The sequence below is a fragment of the Pararhodospirillum oryzae genome, from assembly GCF_007992075.1.
GTDB lineage: Bacteria > Pseudomonadota > Alphaproteobacteria > Rhodospirillales > Rhodospirillaceae > Pararhodospirillum > Pararhodospirillum oryzae.
This window is the reverse complement of record NZ_BJZO01000083.1, coordinates 1-16,308: the sequence shown is the minus strand read 5'-3', so window position 1 is coordinate 16,308 and position 16,308 is coordinate 1. Positions and strand designations below refer to the sequence as shown.

Sequence of the window (16,308 nt, the reverse complement as noted above, 5' to 3'; positions counted from 1 at the left end):
GGGGGGGGGGGGGGCTGCCGCCTCCTTGCCCCCGCCCGCAGGCGCGCGGCGCACCCCCGGACCCCCGCCATTCCGGCAAAACAGCCTTGACGTGCGAAGATCTCGACGGCGCCAGCAAGGCACGCTAGGATAAGATACCGCCCGTTGGGGGCGATCGACGCGGGGTGATACTCTTCCCCGCCAGACATCCGCCAGGACGGGCACGACACCGCCATGAACAGCGATCCCATTCCCTTGATCCTGACCCAGGCTCACCAGGAACTCGCGCGCATTGACTGGATATGGCAGGCCCATGGACTGACAACGCCGGCCGGGCCGCCCCTTTCCCACCATCTGGCGGCGGCGGCCACCTTGTGCGAAGGCTGGGACGAAACCCAGGGCCCCGCCCTGATCGCCCAGGAATCCCAGGCCCTGGGGCAGGTCATCGCCTCCACCGCCCTCGCCGACGCCTGGACCGCCCTGCGCGAAGCCCTGCCCGGCCCGGACAATGGCGTGGCGGCCGTCGCTCCCGACCTCCTGGGGGAAGCGGTGGCCCTGGTCACGTTGCAAAACCTCCCCGACAGCGGCGCCGCCACCTTGTGCCGCCTGGCGCGAACCCACCGCCCGGCCGTGACCCGCGCCGTGGGGCGCGCCTGCCAGGATTTCCCGGGCCACGACCAGCGCACCTTGCTGGTCTGGCTTAAAACCCTTCTCGCCGATGCCCCGGACCTTGAGGCGCTGATCGGCCTGTCCGACGCCCTGCCGCAAACCGCCGCCGGATTCGACGACATCGCGGTGGATATCATCCAGGCGGTTCTGCATCGCTGCGACGACGGCCCGGTGCGCGACGTCGCCTCCTTGAAGGTCAGGATGCTCAACACCCTTTCAAACCGCCTTGGCGCGCTGGGGCGACACGAGGAGGCGTTGGGGGCGGCCACCAAGGCCGTTGAATTTTCAAGGTTCCTTGGCCGCCCGGGCCCGGACGCGGGGGCGCCCGGCCGGATCGGCGCCCTCGACACCCTGTCAAGCCGCCTGGACGAGATCAGGTGTCAGGAATGGGCGCTGGCGGCGGGCCCGGAAACGGCGACCCTTCCCCAATCCCCCGCGGCCCGAAACCCGGACGCCTTTTCCTACAAGCTGGCGTTTTCCCTGCGGGTCCTGGCCGACCAGTGCGACAGGCACGGGGACATGGGGCAGGCGGTGGACGCAAGCCGGGAAGCGGTCGAGGCCCTGGCCCCGGTGTTCACCCGCCTGCCCACCATCTTCGCCGCCCGCATGCGCGTCACGATCAAAAAATACCAGGATCATTGCGCGCGGGCGGGCGTGGCGGTGGACGATCGTTTGCTGGAACCGATCCTCGCCCAACTCACGGCCTTGCCGGAAACCGAGGAGGGGCTGTCGCCGCCACGGTGATCTTTGGGGGCTGCCGCCCCCTTGGCCCCCTGCCCGGGGACGCGAGGCGCGCCCCCGGACCCCCGCCCTCGACGGGGCCGGGGAAACACGGTACGATGCCATATCACCCGTTGGGGATGAGTGGCGCGGGGGCGTGATGGACGACGTTTATTCCGGCCAGACAGCGCGCCAGGACGGGCACGGCAACGTGGTTGTCCAGATCATCGGCGAACACAACACGGTCAGCGTGGCCGGGGCGCGGGCGTTGCGCCTGGTGCAGTACGATCAGCCCGTTTTCGCCCAGGCACCGGCAACCCCGGGCAAGGCCGGCGAACCGGGCTGGACCGCGACCGGCCGGCAGGAAATCAAAATCCTGTCTCCCTACAACCGTGACAGCCTGCCATTCGTAGGTCGCGATCTTTACTTTAAAACCTTGCAAAAGTGGATGGAGCGCCCAAATCCGTGGTCGATCCAAGCCGTGGTGGGAGACGAGGGAAAAGGCAAGACCCGCCTGGCGGTGGAACTGGCGGCCTGGGCCCGTACCCAAGGATGGACCGCCGGCTTCGTGGACAGCAGCACCCTTGCGGAGCTTGGCGCCACGGATTTTCGCATGGCGTGGACGGCCCCGTGCCTGGTGATCGTCGATAATGCCAGCGCCAAAACCACGGCGTTGGCCGCTTGGCTGCGCACCCTGATCCACGATCTCCCTCCTCCCGACGGCCCGGCCAAGCTCCGCTTGCTGCTGCTGGAGCGCACCGGCCCCGAAAGCGGCGGCAGCTGGTGGAGGCGGCTGTTCGACGACGCCGACCCGATGCGGGCACTGACCAAGGCCCTCGCCCCCGGTGCCCCCGTGGCATTTTTCGACAAGATCCAAGCAAACGAAGGATACGCTATTTTTGCCGCCGCCTACACCCTGGCCTGCGGCCACCCCGCGCCCCCGGCCAGTGCGCTCCTGGACTGGAGGTTGGACGCCGCCGCCGAGTGGGAGATATGGAACTGGCGTACAGCCCCCATGCACCTGGCCGTGTTCGGCCTGGCTGCAGCCAAGGATGGCCTGGAAGCCGCCATCACGTCCGGTCCCAGACCTCAAACCTTTGACGTTGCCCGCCGGGAACTCGCGCGTATCGACCGCGTATGGCAAAATCATGGGCTGGCAACGCCAGCCCAGCCGCCCCTTTCCCACCATCTGGCGGCGGCAATCGTCTTGTGCGGAGGCTGGGACGAGGCCCAGGGCCACACCCTGATCGCCCGGGAATCCGAGGCCCTGGGCCAGCCCATCGCCCCTGATGCCCTCGCCACCGCCTGGGCCGCCCTGCGCGAGGCCCTGCCCGGCCCGAACAACACCGTGGCTGCCGTCGTTCCCGACATTTTGGGGGAGGCATTGGCCCTGGTCGCCTTGCAAGACCTTCCCGACCTCGGTGCCGCCACCCTCCGCCGCCTCGCCCGAACCCACCGCCCGGCGCTGCCCCATATCGTGATCCGAGCCTTCCCGACCGACATATGCGCGCCCCAAAAAGTCCCGCTCGCGTGGCTAAAAACCCTCTTCGACGACGCCCCCGATCTCGACGCGCTGATTGCGTTATCCGATGCCTTGCCCTCAAGGAACCACTTGAAAGCAAGCCTTCTTTCGATACCGATACCAGATGAGATGTTGTCGGAGATCACTCAGGCCGTTTTGGATCGCTGTGACGAACTCCCCACCGACGAAGCAGCCGTCCTCGAACTCAGGATGCTCGACACCCTTTCCAGGCATCTGAACGAAAAGGAGGCCCTGGAGGCGACCCAAAAAACCGTTGAATGCTCCCGATCGCTCGCAGCCCGAAACCCGGACGCCTTTACCCCTTCCCTCGCGAAAGCCCTCGACACTCTTTCCGCTCGTCTCGCCCGGGCAGGTCGACGCGAGGAAGCCCTGGAAGCCGGCACGGAAGCGGTCAAAATTTGCCGATCCCTCGCAACCCAAGACCCGGACGCCTTCAATCCCTCCCTCGCGAAAGCCCTCGACACTCTTTCCGTTTATCTCGCCAACGCAGGTCGCCACGAGGAAGCCCTGGAGGCCTGGACGGAAGCGGTCGGGATCTACCGATCTCTTGCAACCCAAAACCCGGACACCTTCAGCCGCTCCCTTGCGCTTACCCTTTACGGCACTTGCGGTTATCTCCGCAAAATCGGGCGAGACCAGGAAGCCCTCACGGCTTGCTCGGAGGCGATTACCATCTACCGGCCTCTTGCACTCCAGAACCCGATCACCTTTTCTCACACCCTATTCTATGCGCTAAGGGATCTGGCCGACTGGTTGGAGAAAAACGGAGACCTCGGCCAAGCACTGGAAGCGAACCGGGAAGCCATCGAGAGCATGACTCCGGCGCCCGCGTTCCACATCCGAGAATTTCTTTCCGCAGACTTAAGAAGGATGGCGATCCGAAAATATCAAGAGCAGTGCACGCGAGCGGGAATCGCGGTGGACGAAGGCTTATTGGAGCCGATTCTGAACGCAATCGACGCGTTTTCCACCCACGAAAGCGAGACCGCGTCTGCCGCGCTCCGCCGTCGGGCACGCAGAGAGAAAGCCTTGGAAAGGCTCGTTGCGCAAGCCACGGCCGCCGCGCTGGATGAGCTTTCCACACGGACGAGCGAAAGCGCGAAAACGCTGACAGGCGGGGTGTGGGAATGGATCAAGAGCAAGGCACCGCCCGCCTGCAAATGCACCGTATCCGGGATAGAAAAAGACCCTAATGGGCCTGATGCGAAAAAGGATATGGGCACGGTATTCACATGGATTTTTTTCATAAATTCAGGAGCGAGAAAGGAACTGCAAGACTTTATTGACGCCCGCGCTTCGGTCGATCAAACCGCAACCGGCAACGATACAACCACAATCCGCTGACCCACCCCCTTTACCCTTGAGTCACAAAGAGAAAGGGGGCTCCGGGGCATCGCCCCGGCTGGGTTCGGGCGAGAGCCCGAACGGCCCTCGGGGCCGTCCGCCTCCCTCTCCCCGAACGGCCTCGGCCCGTCCTCCCCCCCCTGCCGCTCCCCCCTCTCCTTACGCCGCGCGAATACGCTGGATGAAGGCATCGACTTCGCGGCGCAGGGCGTCGGCCTGGGTGGACAGGGCCGACGAGGCGCCCAGCACGTGTTCGGCGGTTTGGCCGACTTCGCGGGCCAGCGTGCTGACGCCCGAAACGCCCTGGCTGACCTCGTCCGCGCCCTGGGCGGTTTGTTGGGCGTTGTGCGAAATCTCCTGGGTGGCCGAGGCCTGTTCCTCGACCGAGGCGGCGATGGCGGTGGAGATTTCGTTGACCCGGCCGATGGTTTTCTGGATGCGGGCCATGGCCTCGGTGGCGCCGCCGGTGACTTGCTGCATGACGGCGATCTGGGTCGAGATATCCTCGGTGGCGCGGGCGGTTTGGGTGGCCAGGTGCTTGACCTCGCCCGCGACCACGGCAAAGCCCTTGCCGGCCTCGCCCGCGCGGGCGGCCTCGATGGTGGCGTTGAGGGCCAGCAGGTTGGTTTGGCTCGCGATATCGGTGATCAACTGGACAATGCCGCCGATGTGGTCGGCGGCCTCGGCCAGGCTTTCCACGGTGGTGCCGGTGGCGCGGGCTTCTTCCACCGCTTTTTGCGCCACGGCCCGGCTTTCCGACACCCGGCGGCTGATGTCGGCGATCGAGGCCGAGAGTTCCTCGCCGGCGCTGGCCACGGTGGCGACGTTGGCCGAGGCCTGATGGGTGGCCGCCGCCACCGCCGCGGACTGGCGGCTGGCGTCCTGGGCGGTGCTTGACAGCGCCGAGGCGCTTTCTTGCATATCCCTGGCGGCGTTGGACACACCATCGACCACGGCGCGGATGGCGGTTTCGAAGGATTCCGCGAGATCGATCATTTCGCGGCGCCGGTCTTCGGCCGCCTGGGCCTTGGCCTGTTCCTGCTCGGCGCGCAGGCGGGTGATTTCGCCCAGCTTTTCCTTGAAGAAGTCGATGGCGCGGGCCATGACGCCCAGCTCGTCGGCGCGTTCGGTCAGGGGCACGGGGATATCGGTCCGGCCCGCCGACAGGTTTTCCACCACCCGGGTAAGCGACTGCACGGGCCTGACCGCCAGGCGGCGGACCAGCAGCGTGATACCGGCCATCAAGACCAGGGTGATCACCGCCGCCGAGGCGATCAGCCCTTGGGTGAGTCGGACCACGGGTTCTTCCATCCGGGCCTCGGGCAGATCGACCATCACCGACCACGTATTGGCGGCCTGGGGCAGCGACACGGGCACGAACACCCGGTGAATCCTGGCGCCGGTGGCGGGAGAAAGCGCTTCGGTCGTCACCAGCCCCCGGGTCCCGCCGGCCAGCGCCTGGGCCGCGCCAGGGTCCGAGTCGGCCACCTTGGTGCCCAGCTTGCTGGTGTCGGTGGTGGAGACCCACAGGCCGCCTTCGGAAATCAGGGAAACCCGGCTGTCGGCGAAGGGGCGGATGTGGTCGATCACCGCGCTCAGGCCATCGAGCATCATGTCCACGCCGGCCACCCCGATGGCGCGGCCGTCCCGGACTATGGGAATGGCCAGGCTGGTGATCAGTTCCTGCTTGCCGGCGACCTCGTAGTAATAGGGCTCCAGAAGCTGACCTTTCTGGCTGTCGCGGGCCAGGAGGTAGTAATCCCCCGGCCCCGCGGTTTCGTAGTCCAGAAGGGGGGTGACATCCACGCCGGTTTTGCCGCGAAAGACATAGGGCACGAAGCGGCCGGTGGTGTCGTGGCCCCGGGCATTGACGTAGGCCGCGTCGCGGCCGTCGAACGCGTTGGGTTCAAAGGCGACCCAGGTCGCGACCAGGGCGGGGTTGTCCTTCAGCAAGGCGGCCAGGGCTTCCATGAAGCCGGCCCGGTCGGGGGCATGGGTGGCCAGTTGGGCCTGGGCCAGGGCGGCGATGGCCCGGGGCACCGCGAGGGACTCGCCCAGCACGCCCCCCGCCCGCGCCGAGGCTTCCTGGGCCACCGAAGCGGCGCCTTGCTGGCTGAGGTCACGGATGGTCTCGCCTCCCCGAGAAACGGCAAACCAGGTGGACGCCGTGAAGCCCACCACGAGGACCAGCACAAGGGGGACCATGATTTTGACCACCAGGGCCCGGCTCATGAGTGTTCCAGGGGACATTGGAAAAGACCTTCATCGTTCTGGCTTCCGCTCCCTGTTGTCCCGGGACGCGGCAAGGACAACGACGAAGGAAGGGAAGTTCTCGTCTTATGGGGGAGTCGAAACAAAACCGTGGCGATACTTTCCCGATCTTCAAAAGAAGGTCTTGATCACCGCCAGGGAGGATATCGTTGTTTGCGCGCGCCCGCCAAGAAAAACCCGTGCGTCGGGTCCATGCGCCGCGCGCCAGTGGTTCTTTCCGCGTTGGACCTGGAGTTTCCCCGGCATGGAACTTTTTCGCGCGCTCGCGAGCGGGGAGGACGCCGGAACACCCGGTGGCGTACCCCGCGAGAACCAAAATAAAACGGCGGTATATTCTGCGCGTTTTTCACCCCCCATCCATACCAAAGGAGGGGACGCGCACCCTGGAAATGCTCTATATCTCGAATTCATGACGAACAACAACGGCCAGGCCGTGGGCACGGGGAAGGGCATGCCATGATTCTTGCGGGACCCTTGAAGCTGGAAGGCAAGATCATCCTGAGCGCGACCCTGGCGGTGGTGCTGTGCGCCATGGTCACGACCGGGGTCACGGTGTGGCTCTCGCGGGGGGTGGCGGAACGCTCGGCCATCACCTTGGTGAACGAGATCGCGGAAAACCAGGGCGGGCGGATCCAGCTGGATCTGTCGGCGGCCCTGGAGCGCGCCCGGTCCGTTGCCAACGGGGTGGAAGCGGAGATCGCAAGCGGCACGCCGCGCCGGGAAACGGTCAACGAGATGCTTCGCCTGATCGCGGAGCAAAACCGGCACTACGCCGGAACCTGGCTCGACATGGCCCCCAACGCCTTCGACGGCCGCGACGCGGCCTTTGCCGACCACGCCGCCGGAGGCCCGATCCTGGGCCTGCCGGGCACGGGGCGCATGAGCCTGCTGTGGCTGCCCGACGGCGACCGGATCGTGGCCGACGACAGCGCGGGCATCCCGTTCGATGAGGTCAAGGAAAAGGAATACTACAAAGCCGCCGCGCAAAGCCACGCCGACCTGGTGACCGAACCCTATCTCGACGACATGACCCGGCTTCTGATGGCCAGCGCCGTGGTGCCGGTGGTGCAAGGCGAGCGCGTGCTGGGGGTGGCTGGCATCGATTTTTCCCTAAGCGGCCTGACCGATATCGTGAACACCCACCACCCGCTGGACGCGGGCTTCCTCGCGGTTTTGTCGGGCACCGGGCTGTACGTGGCCCATCCCGACTCCGGCAAGCTGGCCCGGGAAGCCGACGATCTGCCCGGGGACGTGCGCGACGCCATCACCCGGGGCCAGGCCTACGGGGGACGGGTTTCCCTGAACGGAAAGGTTTATTACCTGCACGTGGTGCCCATCCGCATCGGGCACTCGGCCAGGGCCTGGAGCGTGATGGTCGCGGTGCCCCTGCCCGCGATCATGGCCAAGGCCAACCAGTTGACGCTAATCACCATCGTGATCGGGCTCGCGGGCGCGGGGCTGGCCTCGCTGGGGGCGTGGATCGTGGGCCGGAGCATCGCGCGGCCGGTCAAGGGCATGACCGGATCCATGAGCGCCCTGGCCGCCGGCGACGTGAACACCCCCATCCCGGCCCTGAAGAAAAAAGACGAAGTGGGCGAAATGGCGCGCGCGGTGGATGTGTTCAAGCAAACCATGATCCGCACCCGGGCCCTGGACGAGGCCCAGCGCCAGGAATGGGCGGCACGCGAAGCCCGCGCCCGCAGGCTGGAAGCCTTGCAGCGCGATTTCGAACACCAGGGCGGGACGCTGATCGACGCCCTGGCGGCGGCGGCCGCCGAGCTGGAGGAAACGGCCCGCGCCCTGCACGGGATCGCCGATCACACCACGCGGCAGTCGGTGGCGGTGGCGGCCTCGGCGGAGCAATCCACCGGCAACGTGGAAACGGTGGCGGGGGCGACCGGCGACCTGACAACCTCGATCAACGATATCCGTGCCCAGGCCACCCAGGCCACCCAGGTCGCCCAGTCGGCCCTGGACGAGGCCCGCCAGACCGATACCACCGTCAACGCCCTCGCCGACAGCGCCCAGCGGATTGGCGACATCGTGGACATGATCCGCACCATCGCCGGGCAAACCAACCTGCTGGCGCTCAACGCCACCATCGAGGCGGCGCGCGCGGGCGAGGCGGGCAAGGGCTTTTCGGTGGTGGCGAACGAGGTCAAATCCCTGGCCAACCAGACCGCGCGGGCCACCGAGGGCATCGTGGGCCAGATCGGGGAAATCCGCGCCATCGCCGGAACCTCGGTTCAGTCGCTGCAAGACATCGCCCGAACGATCGAGGGCATGCACGCCATCGCCGCCACCATCGCCCAGTCGGTGGAACGCCAGGGCAGCGCCACCCAGGATATTTCGTCGAACATCGCCGAGGCGGCCCAGGGGGCGCGCGAAACCGCGAGCCGGGCCGGAGAGATCCGCCAAGGTGCCGGCGAAACCGCCGCCGCCGCCGCCAAGGTGCTGACCGCCGCCGCCCAGGTGGCCCGTCAGTCACGCGAAATCAGCGAACAGATGCAGCTGTTCTTGCACGGCGTGCGCGAGGCCTGAGGCTCCCGGACAAGCCCCCCGGCTTCCTCGGGGCGCTCCCCCGGCCCCTTTTTTTGCTTGATCAACCGGGAAAAGGGGGACGGGGGTCCCCCCAACACCCTTTATGCCGACGCCCCTTACGCCGACACGCCCAGCCCCAGAACGTCGCGCATGGAGTAAAGGCCCGGGTCCTGGCCCTCGCACCACAAGGCGGCGCGCACGGCGCCCTTGGCGAACACCGCGCGGCTGGACGCCTTGTGAGTCAGTTCCACCCGCTCGCCCTCGGTCGCGAAAATCACCGAGTGGTCGCCGACCACGTCGCCGCCGCGCAAGGTGGCGAAGCCAATGCTGCCCGGCACGCGGGCGCCGGTGTGGCCATCGCGCGAGCGCACCGACATGGCTTCCAGGTTGATCCCCCGCCCGGCCGCCGCCGCCCGGCCGAGGCCCAGCGCGGTGCCCGAGGGCGCATCCACCTTGTGGCGGTGGTGCATTTCCACGATCTCGATGTCGTAGTCGTCGCCCAGGATCGCCGCCACCTGCTCGGTCAGCGCCATGAGCAAGGTCACGCCCGCGCTCATGTTGGGGGCGTAGACAATGGGCACCTGCTGGGCGGCTGCTTCCAGCACCGTGACATCGGCCGGCCCCAGGCCGGTGGTGCCGATGACCAGGGCCGTTTCCGTGCGCGCGGCCAGGGCGGCGTGGGAAACCGTGGCGGACGGGGTCGAGAAATCAATGACCACGTCGGCGGCCGTGAACAGCGTCGCCGGGTCGTCGCCAGCGGTCAGGCCCACCATCGCGCCATCGGCCAGCACGCCCAGATCGATGCCCACCGCCGGCGAGCCCTTGCGCTCGATGCCGCCGGCCAGCTCGGCCCCGGTCGTGGCCAGGGTTTCCTTCAGCAGCATGCGCCCCATCCGCCCGGCGCAGCCGACAATGCCAATCCTCATGGCCCTTTTCCTTTCCCCCGTTCCCGAGCCGGCCCCTGGGGCCGGCCCCGCGCGCCTGGAGCACCGCGCGTTGAACCGGATCCCGGCGCGATGCTCCAAGCCTTTGTTCGTGCGTTCGAGTTATCCGAAAAGCGGTTCCCACTTCTCGGGTCTCACTCTAATCGGTCAGGTCTTCCCAAAATTCCTTGACCTTCTTGAAGAAGGACGAGGATTCCGGGCTGGAATCCCGATCGCCAGCCTCCTCGAACTCGCGCAGCAGTTCTTCCTGGCGCCGGGTCAGGTTGACCGGGGTTTCGACCGTGGCATGAATGAACATGTCGCCGCGCGAGGCGCTGCGCAACAAGGTCATGCCCTTGCCCCTGAGGCGGAACTGATCGCCCGACTGGGTGCCCTTGGGAATGCTGACCGACGCCCGGCCGCCGTCGATGGTGGGGACCTCGATCGACCCGCCCAGGGCCGCCGTGGTCATGGTGATCGGCACCTTGCAATGGACGTTGGCCCCATCGCGCTGGAACAGGCGGTGCGGCGCGATGGTCAGGAAAATATACAGGTCGCCCGGAGGCGCGCCACGCATGCCGGCCTCGCCCTCGCCGGCCAGCCGGATGCGCGTGCCTTCCTCGACACCGGCCGGAATCGAGACCTCCAGCGTCTTTTCCTTGCGCTGACGCCCCGAGCCGCCGCAATCCGGGCACGGATCGCGAATGACCTTGCCCTGGCCATGGCAGGTGGGACAGGCGCGCTCGATGGTGAAAAAGCCCTGCTGGGCGCGCACGCGACCGTGCCCCTTGCAGGTCGGGCAGGTTTCGGGCGCCGCCCCGCCCCGCGCGCCCGAGCCCTTGCACGTCGAGCACGTCACGGAACCGGGCACGCGAATGGTGGTCTTCTTGCCGGCGAAGGCTTCCTCCAAGGTGATGTCCATGTTGTAGCGGACATCGGCCCCGCGCTGGGCACCCGTGCCCCCGCCCCGCCGGGCGCCGCCCATGAACTCGCCGAACATCTCGTCGAAAATATCGGCGAAGCCGCCGCCGAAGTCGCCAAAGCCCCGCGCGCCCGCGCCGCCGCCCTGCTCGAAGGCGGCGTGCCCGAAGCGGTCGTAGGCGGCGCGCTTCTGGTCGTCCTTCAAGACCTCGTAGGCCTCGTTGACCTCGCGGAACCGGACTTCGGCGTCCTTGTCCCCCGGATTGCGGTCCGGGTGGAACTGCATGGCCAGCTTGCGGTAGGCCTTTTTCAAGTCGTCGGCCGAGGCGTTCTTGGCGACGCCCAGGACCTCGTAATAATCGCGTTTGCTCATGGTGGGCGGTTCGCTCTTTTTTTCCACGGATGACCGAAGCCACGCCAAGGGTGCGCCGTTTGCTCAACGACGCCAACCCCAAGCGTGGCCAAGCCCCCCTTCGCCCGGCGAACGGGGCGCTCAAGCTCCAGGGCCGGAGCCGGTCCGGGGATGCCCCCGGCCGGCCCCGGCCCCGGTCATCACGAGGTCTTGCGGTCGTTGACTTCCTCGAAGTCGGCGTCCACCACCCGCTCGTCGGAGGCGCCGGCGCTGCCGGTCGAACCCTGGGCGCCGGCCTCGGGCCCGTGGGCCGAGGCATCGCCCGCGGCATCCTTGTACAGGAACTCGCCCAGCTTCATGGACGACTGCATCAGGGCCTCGGTCTTGGCCTTGATGTCGTCGGCGTCCTCGCCGTCCAGCACCGCGCGCAGGGCGGCGATGTCGGCTTCCACCTTGCTCTTTTCCTCGGCCGGCAGCTTGTCGCCGTGTTCGGACAAGGTGCGCTCGGTGGTGTGGATCAGGCCATCGGCCTGGTTGCGGGCCTCGACCGCCGCGCGGCGCTTGCGGTCCGCCTCGGCGTTCTGCTCGGCCTCGCGGACCATGCGGTTGATGTCGTCGTCCGACAGACCGCCCGAGGCCTGGATGCGGATCGCCTGTTCCTTGCCCGTCGCCTTGTCCTTGGCGCTCACGTTGACGATGCCGTTCGCGTCGATGTCAAAGGTGACCTCGATCTGCGGCACGCCACGCGGGGCCGCCGGAATGCCGACCAGATCGAACTGACCGAGCAGCTTGTTGTCGGCCGCCATCTCGCGCTCGCCCTGGAAGACGCGGATGGTCACCGCCGTCTGGTTGTCGTCGGCGGTCGAGAAGGTCTGCGACTTGCGGGTCGGGATCGTCGTGTTGCGGTCGATCAGGCGGGTGAACACGCCGCCCAGGGTTTCAATGCCCAGGGACAGCGGGGTCACGTCGAGCAGCAGAACGTCCTTGACGTCGCCCTTCAGCACGCCACCCTGGATGGCGGCGCCCATGGCGACCACTTCATCGGGGTTGACGCCCTTGTGCGGCTCGCGGCCGAAGAACGCCTTCACCGTGGCCTGGACCTTGGGCATGCGGGTCATGCCGCCGACCAGGATGACCTCGTCGATCTCGCTCGCCTTCACGCCGGCGTCGGCCAGGGCCTTGCGGCAGGGCTCGATGGTGCGTTCGACCAGATCGTCGACCAGGGCTTCGAGCTTGGCGCGGGTCAGCTTGATGTTGAGGTGCTTCGGGCCGCTCTGGTCGGCGGTGATGAAGGGCAGGTTGACTTCGGTCTGCATCGAGCTGGACAGCTCGATCTTGGCCTTTTCCGCCGCTTCCTTCAGCCGCTGCAACGCGAGACGGTCGTTGCGCAGGTCAATGCCCTGCTCCTTCTTGAACTCGTCGGCCAGGTACCCGATGATGCGCGCATCAAAGTCCTCGCCGCCCAGGAAGGTGTCGCCGTTGGTCGACTTCACCTCGAAGACGCCATCGCCGATTTCCAGGATCGACACGTCGAACGTGCCGCCACCCAGGTCGTACACCGCGATGATGCCCGAGTTCTTCTTGTCCATGCCATAGGCGAGCGCCGCCGCCGTGGGCTCGTTGATGATGCGCAGCACCTCAAGCCCGGCGATGCGCCCGGCGTCCTTGGTCGCCTGGCGCTGCGAGTCGTTGAAGTACGCGGGCACGGTGATGACGGCCTGGGTCACCGGCTGGCCCAGGTGGGCCTCGGCGGTTTCCTTCATCTTTTGCAGGACGTAGGCGGAAACCTGGCTGGGCGCGTACTTCTCGCCGCGCGCATCCACCCAGGCGTCGCCGTTCTCGCCCTTGACGATCTTGTAGGGCACCAGGCCCTTGTCCTTCTCGACCGTCGGATCATTGTAGCGCCGGCCGATCAGGCGCTTGATGGCAAACAGGGTGTTTTCAGGGTTGGTCACCGCCTGGCGCTTGGCCGGCTGACCCACCAGACGCTCGCCGGATTCGCTGAACGCCACCATCGACGGCGTGGTGCGCGCGCCTTCGGCGTTTTCGATCACCCGCACGTCCTTGCCGTCCATGACGGCCACGCACGAGTTGGTTGTACCAAGGTCGATACCGATTACCTTGCTCATAATGTCACTCTCTCCCATCTGGCAGACCTTCCGCGACCACTGTCAGGCATCGCGGTGATCCCCGGAGACCGGTGATTGGAAGGCCCTTTGACGTTACGGACTGCGCCCCTTGTCGGGCTCGCCGGCCTTATATAAGGGGAGCCGGGTTTTCCCGCAATACGCGCTCCTCCTGGCCGGAAGGCCCGCCCTGGGACTTCCCCGGGCGCCTGGCCCCCGCTATAAGGAGCCCAGCCCCTGAATGCAAGCAAGGACCGTCCCATGATCCGCTACGCCCTGGAATGCGCCGAGGGCCATGTCTTCGAACACTGGTTCGACAACATGGCCGATGCCGATGCCCAACTGGCCCTGGGGTCCATCCCCTGCCCCGAGTGCGCCAGCACCGAGGTCCGCAAAAGCCTGATGGCGCCCCGCATCGGCCAGGGCAAGGCCACCGCCCCCCTGCCGTCGTGCGCCGGGCCGTCGTGCTGCGCGGGCGCCTGCCCGGCCATGGCCGGCTGACGCCAGCCCCCAAAAAAACCGAACCGGCCGCCAGAACCGAAAAGCGGCCGGTTCGAAAAACGGGGCTTGCCAGAACGGGCGGGCGTGTCGTATACGGTTCGTCCGACGCGGGTGTAGTTCAATGGTAGAACATCAGCTTCCCAAGCTGAATACGTGGGTTCGATTCCCATCACCCGCTCCATCTTCCCCTTCCTTCGATGACATGGGATGTCCCTCCGCCCAGGCCCGGCGAGGGGATGGCTCGCATGTCTGATCCTGTCTTGGGCCGCGCGGGGAAGCCTGCTCCATGGAAGTCGTCGTCACCCTTGTTGCGAATCCGGCCCAGGGCGGCCTGACGCCCGATCACCTGAACGCGGGCCGGCGCGCCCTGGAGTCCCTGGGCGGCGAAACCAGCCGCCCCCGCTGGCTGGACGAGGGCATCGCGGCGGACCTGGGCGTTGACGGCCTGTCGCCGGACCAGGCCCAGGCCGCCGTGACCCAGGCCCTGGGCACCGCCCCCCTTGATGTCCTGGCCCAGCCCACCGCCGGACGGCGCAAGGCCCTGCTGATCGCCGACATGGATTCAACCATGGTCATTGGCGAAACCCTGGATGAACTGGCGGCCCACGCCGGCCTCAAGGACGTGATCGCGGGCATTACCGCGCGGGCCATGAACGGCGAGCTGGATTTCATCGCGGCGTTGCGCGAGCGCGTGGCCATGCTCAAGGACCTGCCGGAAGCCGCGCTGGCCGAAACCTGGGCCCACACCGCCCTGACCCCCGGGGCACGGGTGGCCGTGCGCACCCTTGCCGCCCACGGCTGCCGCTGCTTGCTGGTGTCGGGGGGCTTCACTTACTTCACCAGCCGGGTGGCCGAGGCCTGCGGCTTCCATGATCACGTCGCCAACCGCCTGGGCGTGGCCCAGGGCCGGCTCACCGGGGCGGTGATCGAGCCGATCGTGGATCGCTCGGCCAAGCTCGCCACCCTCACCGCCGAGGCCGCGCGCCTGGGCGTGCCCCTGTCGGCCTGCGCGGCGATTGGCGACGGCGCCAACGACCTGCCCATGATCCAGGCGGCGGGATTGGGAATCGCGTTCCACGCCAAGCCCTCGGTCGCCGCCAACGCCCGGCTGCGCGTCGATCACGGCGACCTGACCACCCTTTTGTACGCCCAGGGCTTTGAACGGAGCGCCTTTGCCTCCGATGCCGCCTGATCGCGCCCCGCACGATCCGGGCCAACGGACCGCACTGCCATGACCTCCCAAGAGCCGTTTGAAATTTTCCTGGTGGCCCCCCCGGGGCTGGAAGCCGTGCTGGCGGCCGAGGTGGCCGCGCGGGGATTCCCCGATCCCGTGGTCACGCCCGGCGGCGTCCTGATTCAAGGCGGGTGGCCCGAGGTGTGGCGCGCCAACCTGGAAATCAGGGGGGCGAGCCGTGTCCTGGCCCGGGTGGCCTCGTTTCGCGCCTTTCACCTGGCCCAGCTCGATAAGCGGGCCCGGCGCGTGGCCTGGGGCACCTTCCTGCGCCCCGACGTGCCGGTGCGGGTGGAAGCCACCTGCAAGGGATCGCGCATCTATCACGCGGGCGCGGCGGCCCAGCGCATTGGCCGCGCCATCACCGAGGAACTGGGCGCCCCCCTCAAGGACGACGCGCCTTTGTGCCTGAAGGCCCGCCTGGACGACGACCTGTGCACCGTCAGCATCGATACCTCGGGCGAGCCCTTGCACCGGCGGCTGCACAAGGAAGCGGTGGCCAAGGCGCCCTTGCGCGAAACCCTGGCCGCCTTGTTCTTGCGCCTGGCCGGGTACGATGGCCAGGAACCCCTGGTCGATCCCATGTGCGGGTCGGGGACCTTTGTCATCGAAGCCGCCGAGATCGCGGCCGGACTGGCCCCGGGGCGCTCGCGCCCGTTCGCCTTCCAGCAGCTCGCTTCGTTCGACCCGGTGATCTGGAAAAGCCTGCGGGCGGCCCCCCTGCCCCCGCCTCCGTCGCCGCGCTTTTTTGGCAGCGACCGCGACGCGGGCGCGATCCGCATGAGCCAGGCCAACGCCGCCCGCGCCGGGGTTGGGGACTGCACCCGGTTTCACCAGGCCCCGGTCAGCGCCTTGGAGCCGCCCGAGGGACCGCCCGGACTGGTCATGGTCAACCCGCCCTATGGGGCGCGGATCGGCGATCGCAAGAAGCTGCACGCCCTCTATCACGCCCTGGGCCAGACCCTGAACGCGCGCTTTTCCGGCTGGCGGGTGGGCCTGGTCACCAACGACCCCGCCCTGGTTGCCGCCACCGGCCTGCCCTTCGGCCCGCCGGCCGCCGTGGTGTCGCATGGCGGCCTGGGGGTCAGCCTGTCGGTGAGCCGGCCCCTGGCCTGATGCAGGGCACCGGCCCCCGGCTGGCCACGAACGCAGGGGTTACACCCAGGGTAATCGGGTGAAGCCTTGGA

The 16,308-nt window shown here is 67.6% G+C and carries 10 protein-coding genes and 1 tRNA gene; 7 read left to right on the top strand and 4 right to left on the bottom strand.

Translation table 11 applies throughout. The features are described from left to right. Positions 1-213 precede the first annotated feature (213 nt). Both ROR02_RS13300 and ROR02_RS13295 read left to right on the top strand, forming a co-directional pair. On the top strand, positions 214-1,392 hold the full coding sequence (locus tag ROR02_RS13300; RefSeq protein WP_147164529.1) for a hypothetical protein: 1,179 nt from the start codon (positions 214-216) through the stop codon (positions 1,390-1,392). Between the two features lie 136 nt (positions 1,393-1,528). Then, entirely contained in the window at positions 1,529-4,255 is a 2,727-nt protein-coding gene (locus tag ROR02_RS13295) for a tetratricopeptide repeat protein (protein WP_147164528.1), read from the top strand. A gap of 159 nt (positions 4,256-4,414) precedes the next feature. Here ROR02_RS13295 and ROR02_RS13290 read toward each other — a convergent pair whose 3' ends face one another. Beyond that, positions 4,415-6,487: a methyl-accepting chemotaxis protein gene (locus tag ROR02_RS13290; RefSeq protein WP_246135542.1), complete on the bottom strand. Its 2,073-nt coding sequence runs from the start codon at positions 6,485-6,487 to the stop codon at positions 4,415-4,417. A 495-nt stretch (positions 6,488-6,982) separates the two neighbouring features. Between ROR02_RS13290 and ROR02_RS13285 the strand changes: the two genes are divergently transcribed. Continuing rightward, the gene (locus ROR02_RS13285) at positions 6,983-9,067 is read left to right on the top strand and encodes a methyl-accepting chemotaxis protein (RefSeq protein ID WP_170245114.1); all 2,085 of its coding nucleotides are present in this window, start codon (positions 6,983-6,985) and stop codon (positions 9,065-9,067) included. A gap of 116 nt (positions 9,068-9,183) precedes the next feature. Here the strand turns inward: ROR02_RS13285 and dapB are convergent, their stop codons facing one another. The 3 genes from dapB to dnaK form a co-directional block, all read right to left on the bottom strand. Beyond that, entirely contained in the window at positions 9,184-9,993 is an 810-nt protein-coding gene (dapB, locus tag ROR02_RS13280; RefSeq protein ID WP_147164526.1) for a 4-hydroxy-tetrahydrodipicolinate reductase, read from the bottom strand. A gap of 157 nt (positions 9,994-10,150) precedes the next feature. Further along, positions 10,151-11,284, bottom strand: a complete 1,134-nt coding sequence (dnaJ, locus tag ROR02_RS13275; protein WP_147164525.1) for a molecular chaperone DnaJ — start codon at positions 11,282-11,284, stop codon at positions 10,151-10,153. Between the two features lie 179 nt (positions 11,285-11,463). Further along, the gene (dnaK, locus tag ROR02_RS13270; protein WP_147164524.1) at positions 11,464-13,392 is read right to left on the bottom strand and encodes a molecular chaperone DnaK; all 1,929 of its coding nucleotides are present in this window, start codon (positions 13,390-13,392) and stop codon (positions 11,464-11,466) included. Positions 13,393-13,650: 258 nt separating this feature from the next. On the opposite strand from dnaK, the gene ROR02_RS13265 reads away from it, so the two are divergent. The 4 genes from ROR02_RS13265 (at position 13,651) to ROR02_RS13250 (ending at position 16,237) form a co-directional block, all read left to right on the top strand. Then, positions 13,651-13,890 carry a DUF1178 family protein gene (locus ROR02_RS13265; protein ID WP_147164523.1) on the top strand — a complete coding sequence of 80 codons (240 nt, stop codon included), beginning with the start codon at positions 13,651-13,653 and terminating at the stop codon, positions 13,888-13,890. A gap of 107 nt (positions 13,891-13,997) precedes the next feature. Further along, a tRNA-Gly gene (locus tag ROR02_RS13260) sits at positions 13,998-14,071 on the top strand. 105 nt (positions 14,072-14,176) lie between these two features. Further along, positions 14,177-15,082, top strand: a complete 906-nt coding sequence (gene serB, locus ROR02_RS13255; RefSeq protein WP_147164522.1) for a phosphoserine phosphatase SerB — start codon at positions 14,177-14,179, stop codon at positions 15,080-15,082. A gap of 39 nt (positions 15,083-15,121) precedes the next feature. After that, positions 15,122-16,237, top strand: a complete 1,116-nt coding sequence (locus ROR02_RS13250) for a THUMP domain-containing class I SAM-dependent RNA methyltransferase (protein WP_147164521.1) — start codon at positions 15,122-15,124, stop codon at positions 16,235-16,237. The last annotated feature ends 71 nt before the right edge of the window (positions 16,238-16,308 follow it).

Bases quoted from the DNA above. Each gene is read 5' to 3' on its own strand.
- ROR02_RS13300 (WP_147164529.1), top strand. From the start codon at position 214: ATGAACAGCGATCCCATTCCCTTGATCCTGACCCAGGCTCACCAGGAA.
- ROR02_RS13295 (WP_147164528.1), top strand. From the start codon at position 1,529: ATGGACGACGTTTATTCCGGCCAGACAGCGCGCCAGGACGGGCACGGC.
- ROR02_RS13290 (WP_246135542.1), bottom strand. From the start codon at position 6,487: ATGAGCCGGGCCCTGGTGGTCAAAATCATGGTCCCCCTTGTGCTGGTC.
- ROR02_RS13285 (WP_170245114.1), top strand. From the start codon at position 6,983: ATGATTCTTGCGGGACCCTTGAAGCTGGAAGGCAAGATCATCCTGAGC.
- dapB (WP_147164526.1), bottom strand. From the start codon at position 9,993: ATGAGGATTGGCATTGTCGGCTGCGCCGGGCGGATGGGGCGCATGCTG.
- dnaJ (WP_147164525.1), bottom strand. From the start codon at position 11,284: ATGAGCAAACGCGATTATTACGAGGTCCTGGGCGTCGCCAAGAACGCC.
- dnaK (WP_147164524.1), bottom strand. From the start codon at position 13,392: ATGAGCAAGGTAATCGGTATCGACCTTGGTACAACCAACTCGTGCGTG.
- ROR02_RS13265 (WP_147164523.1), top strand. From the start codon at position 13,651: ATGATCCGCTACGCCCTGGAATGCGCCGAGGGCCATGTCTTCGAACAC.
- serB (WP_147164522.1), top strand. From the start codon at position 14,177: ATGGAAGTCGTCGTCACCCTTGTTGCGAATCCGGCCCAGGGCGGCCTG.
- ROR02_RS13250 (WP_147164521.1), top strand. From the start codon at position 15,122: ATGACCTCCCAAGAGCCGTTTGAAATTTTCCTGGTGGCCCCCCCGGGG.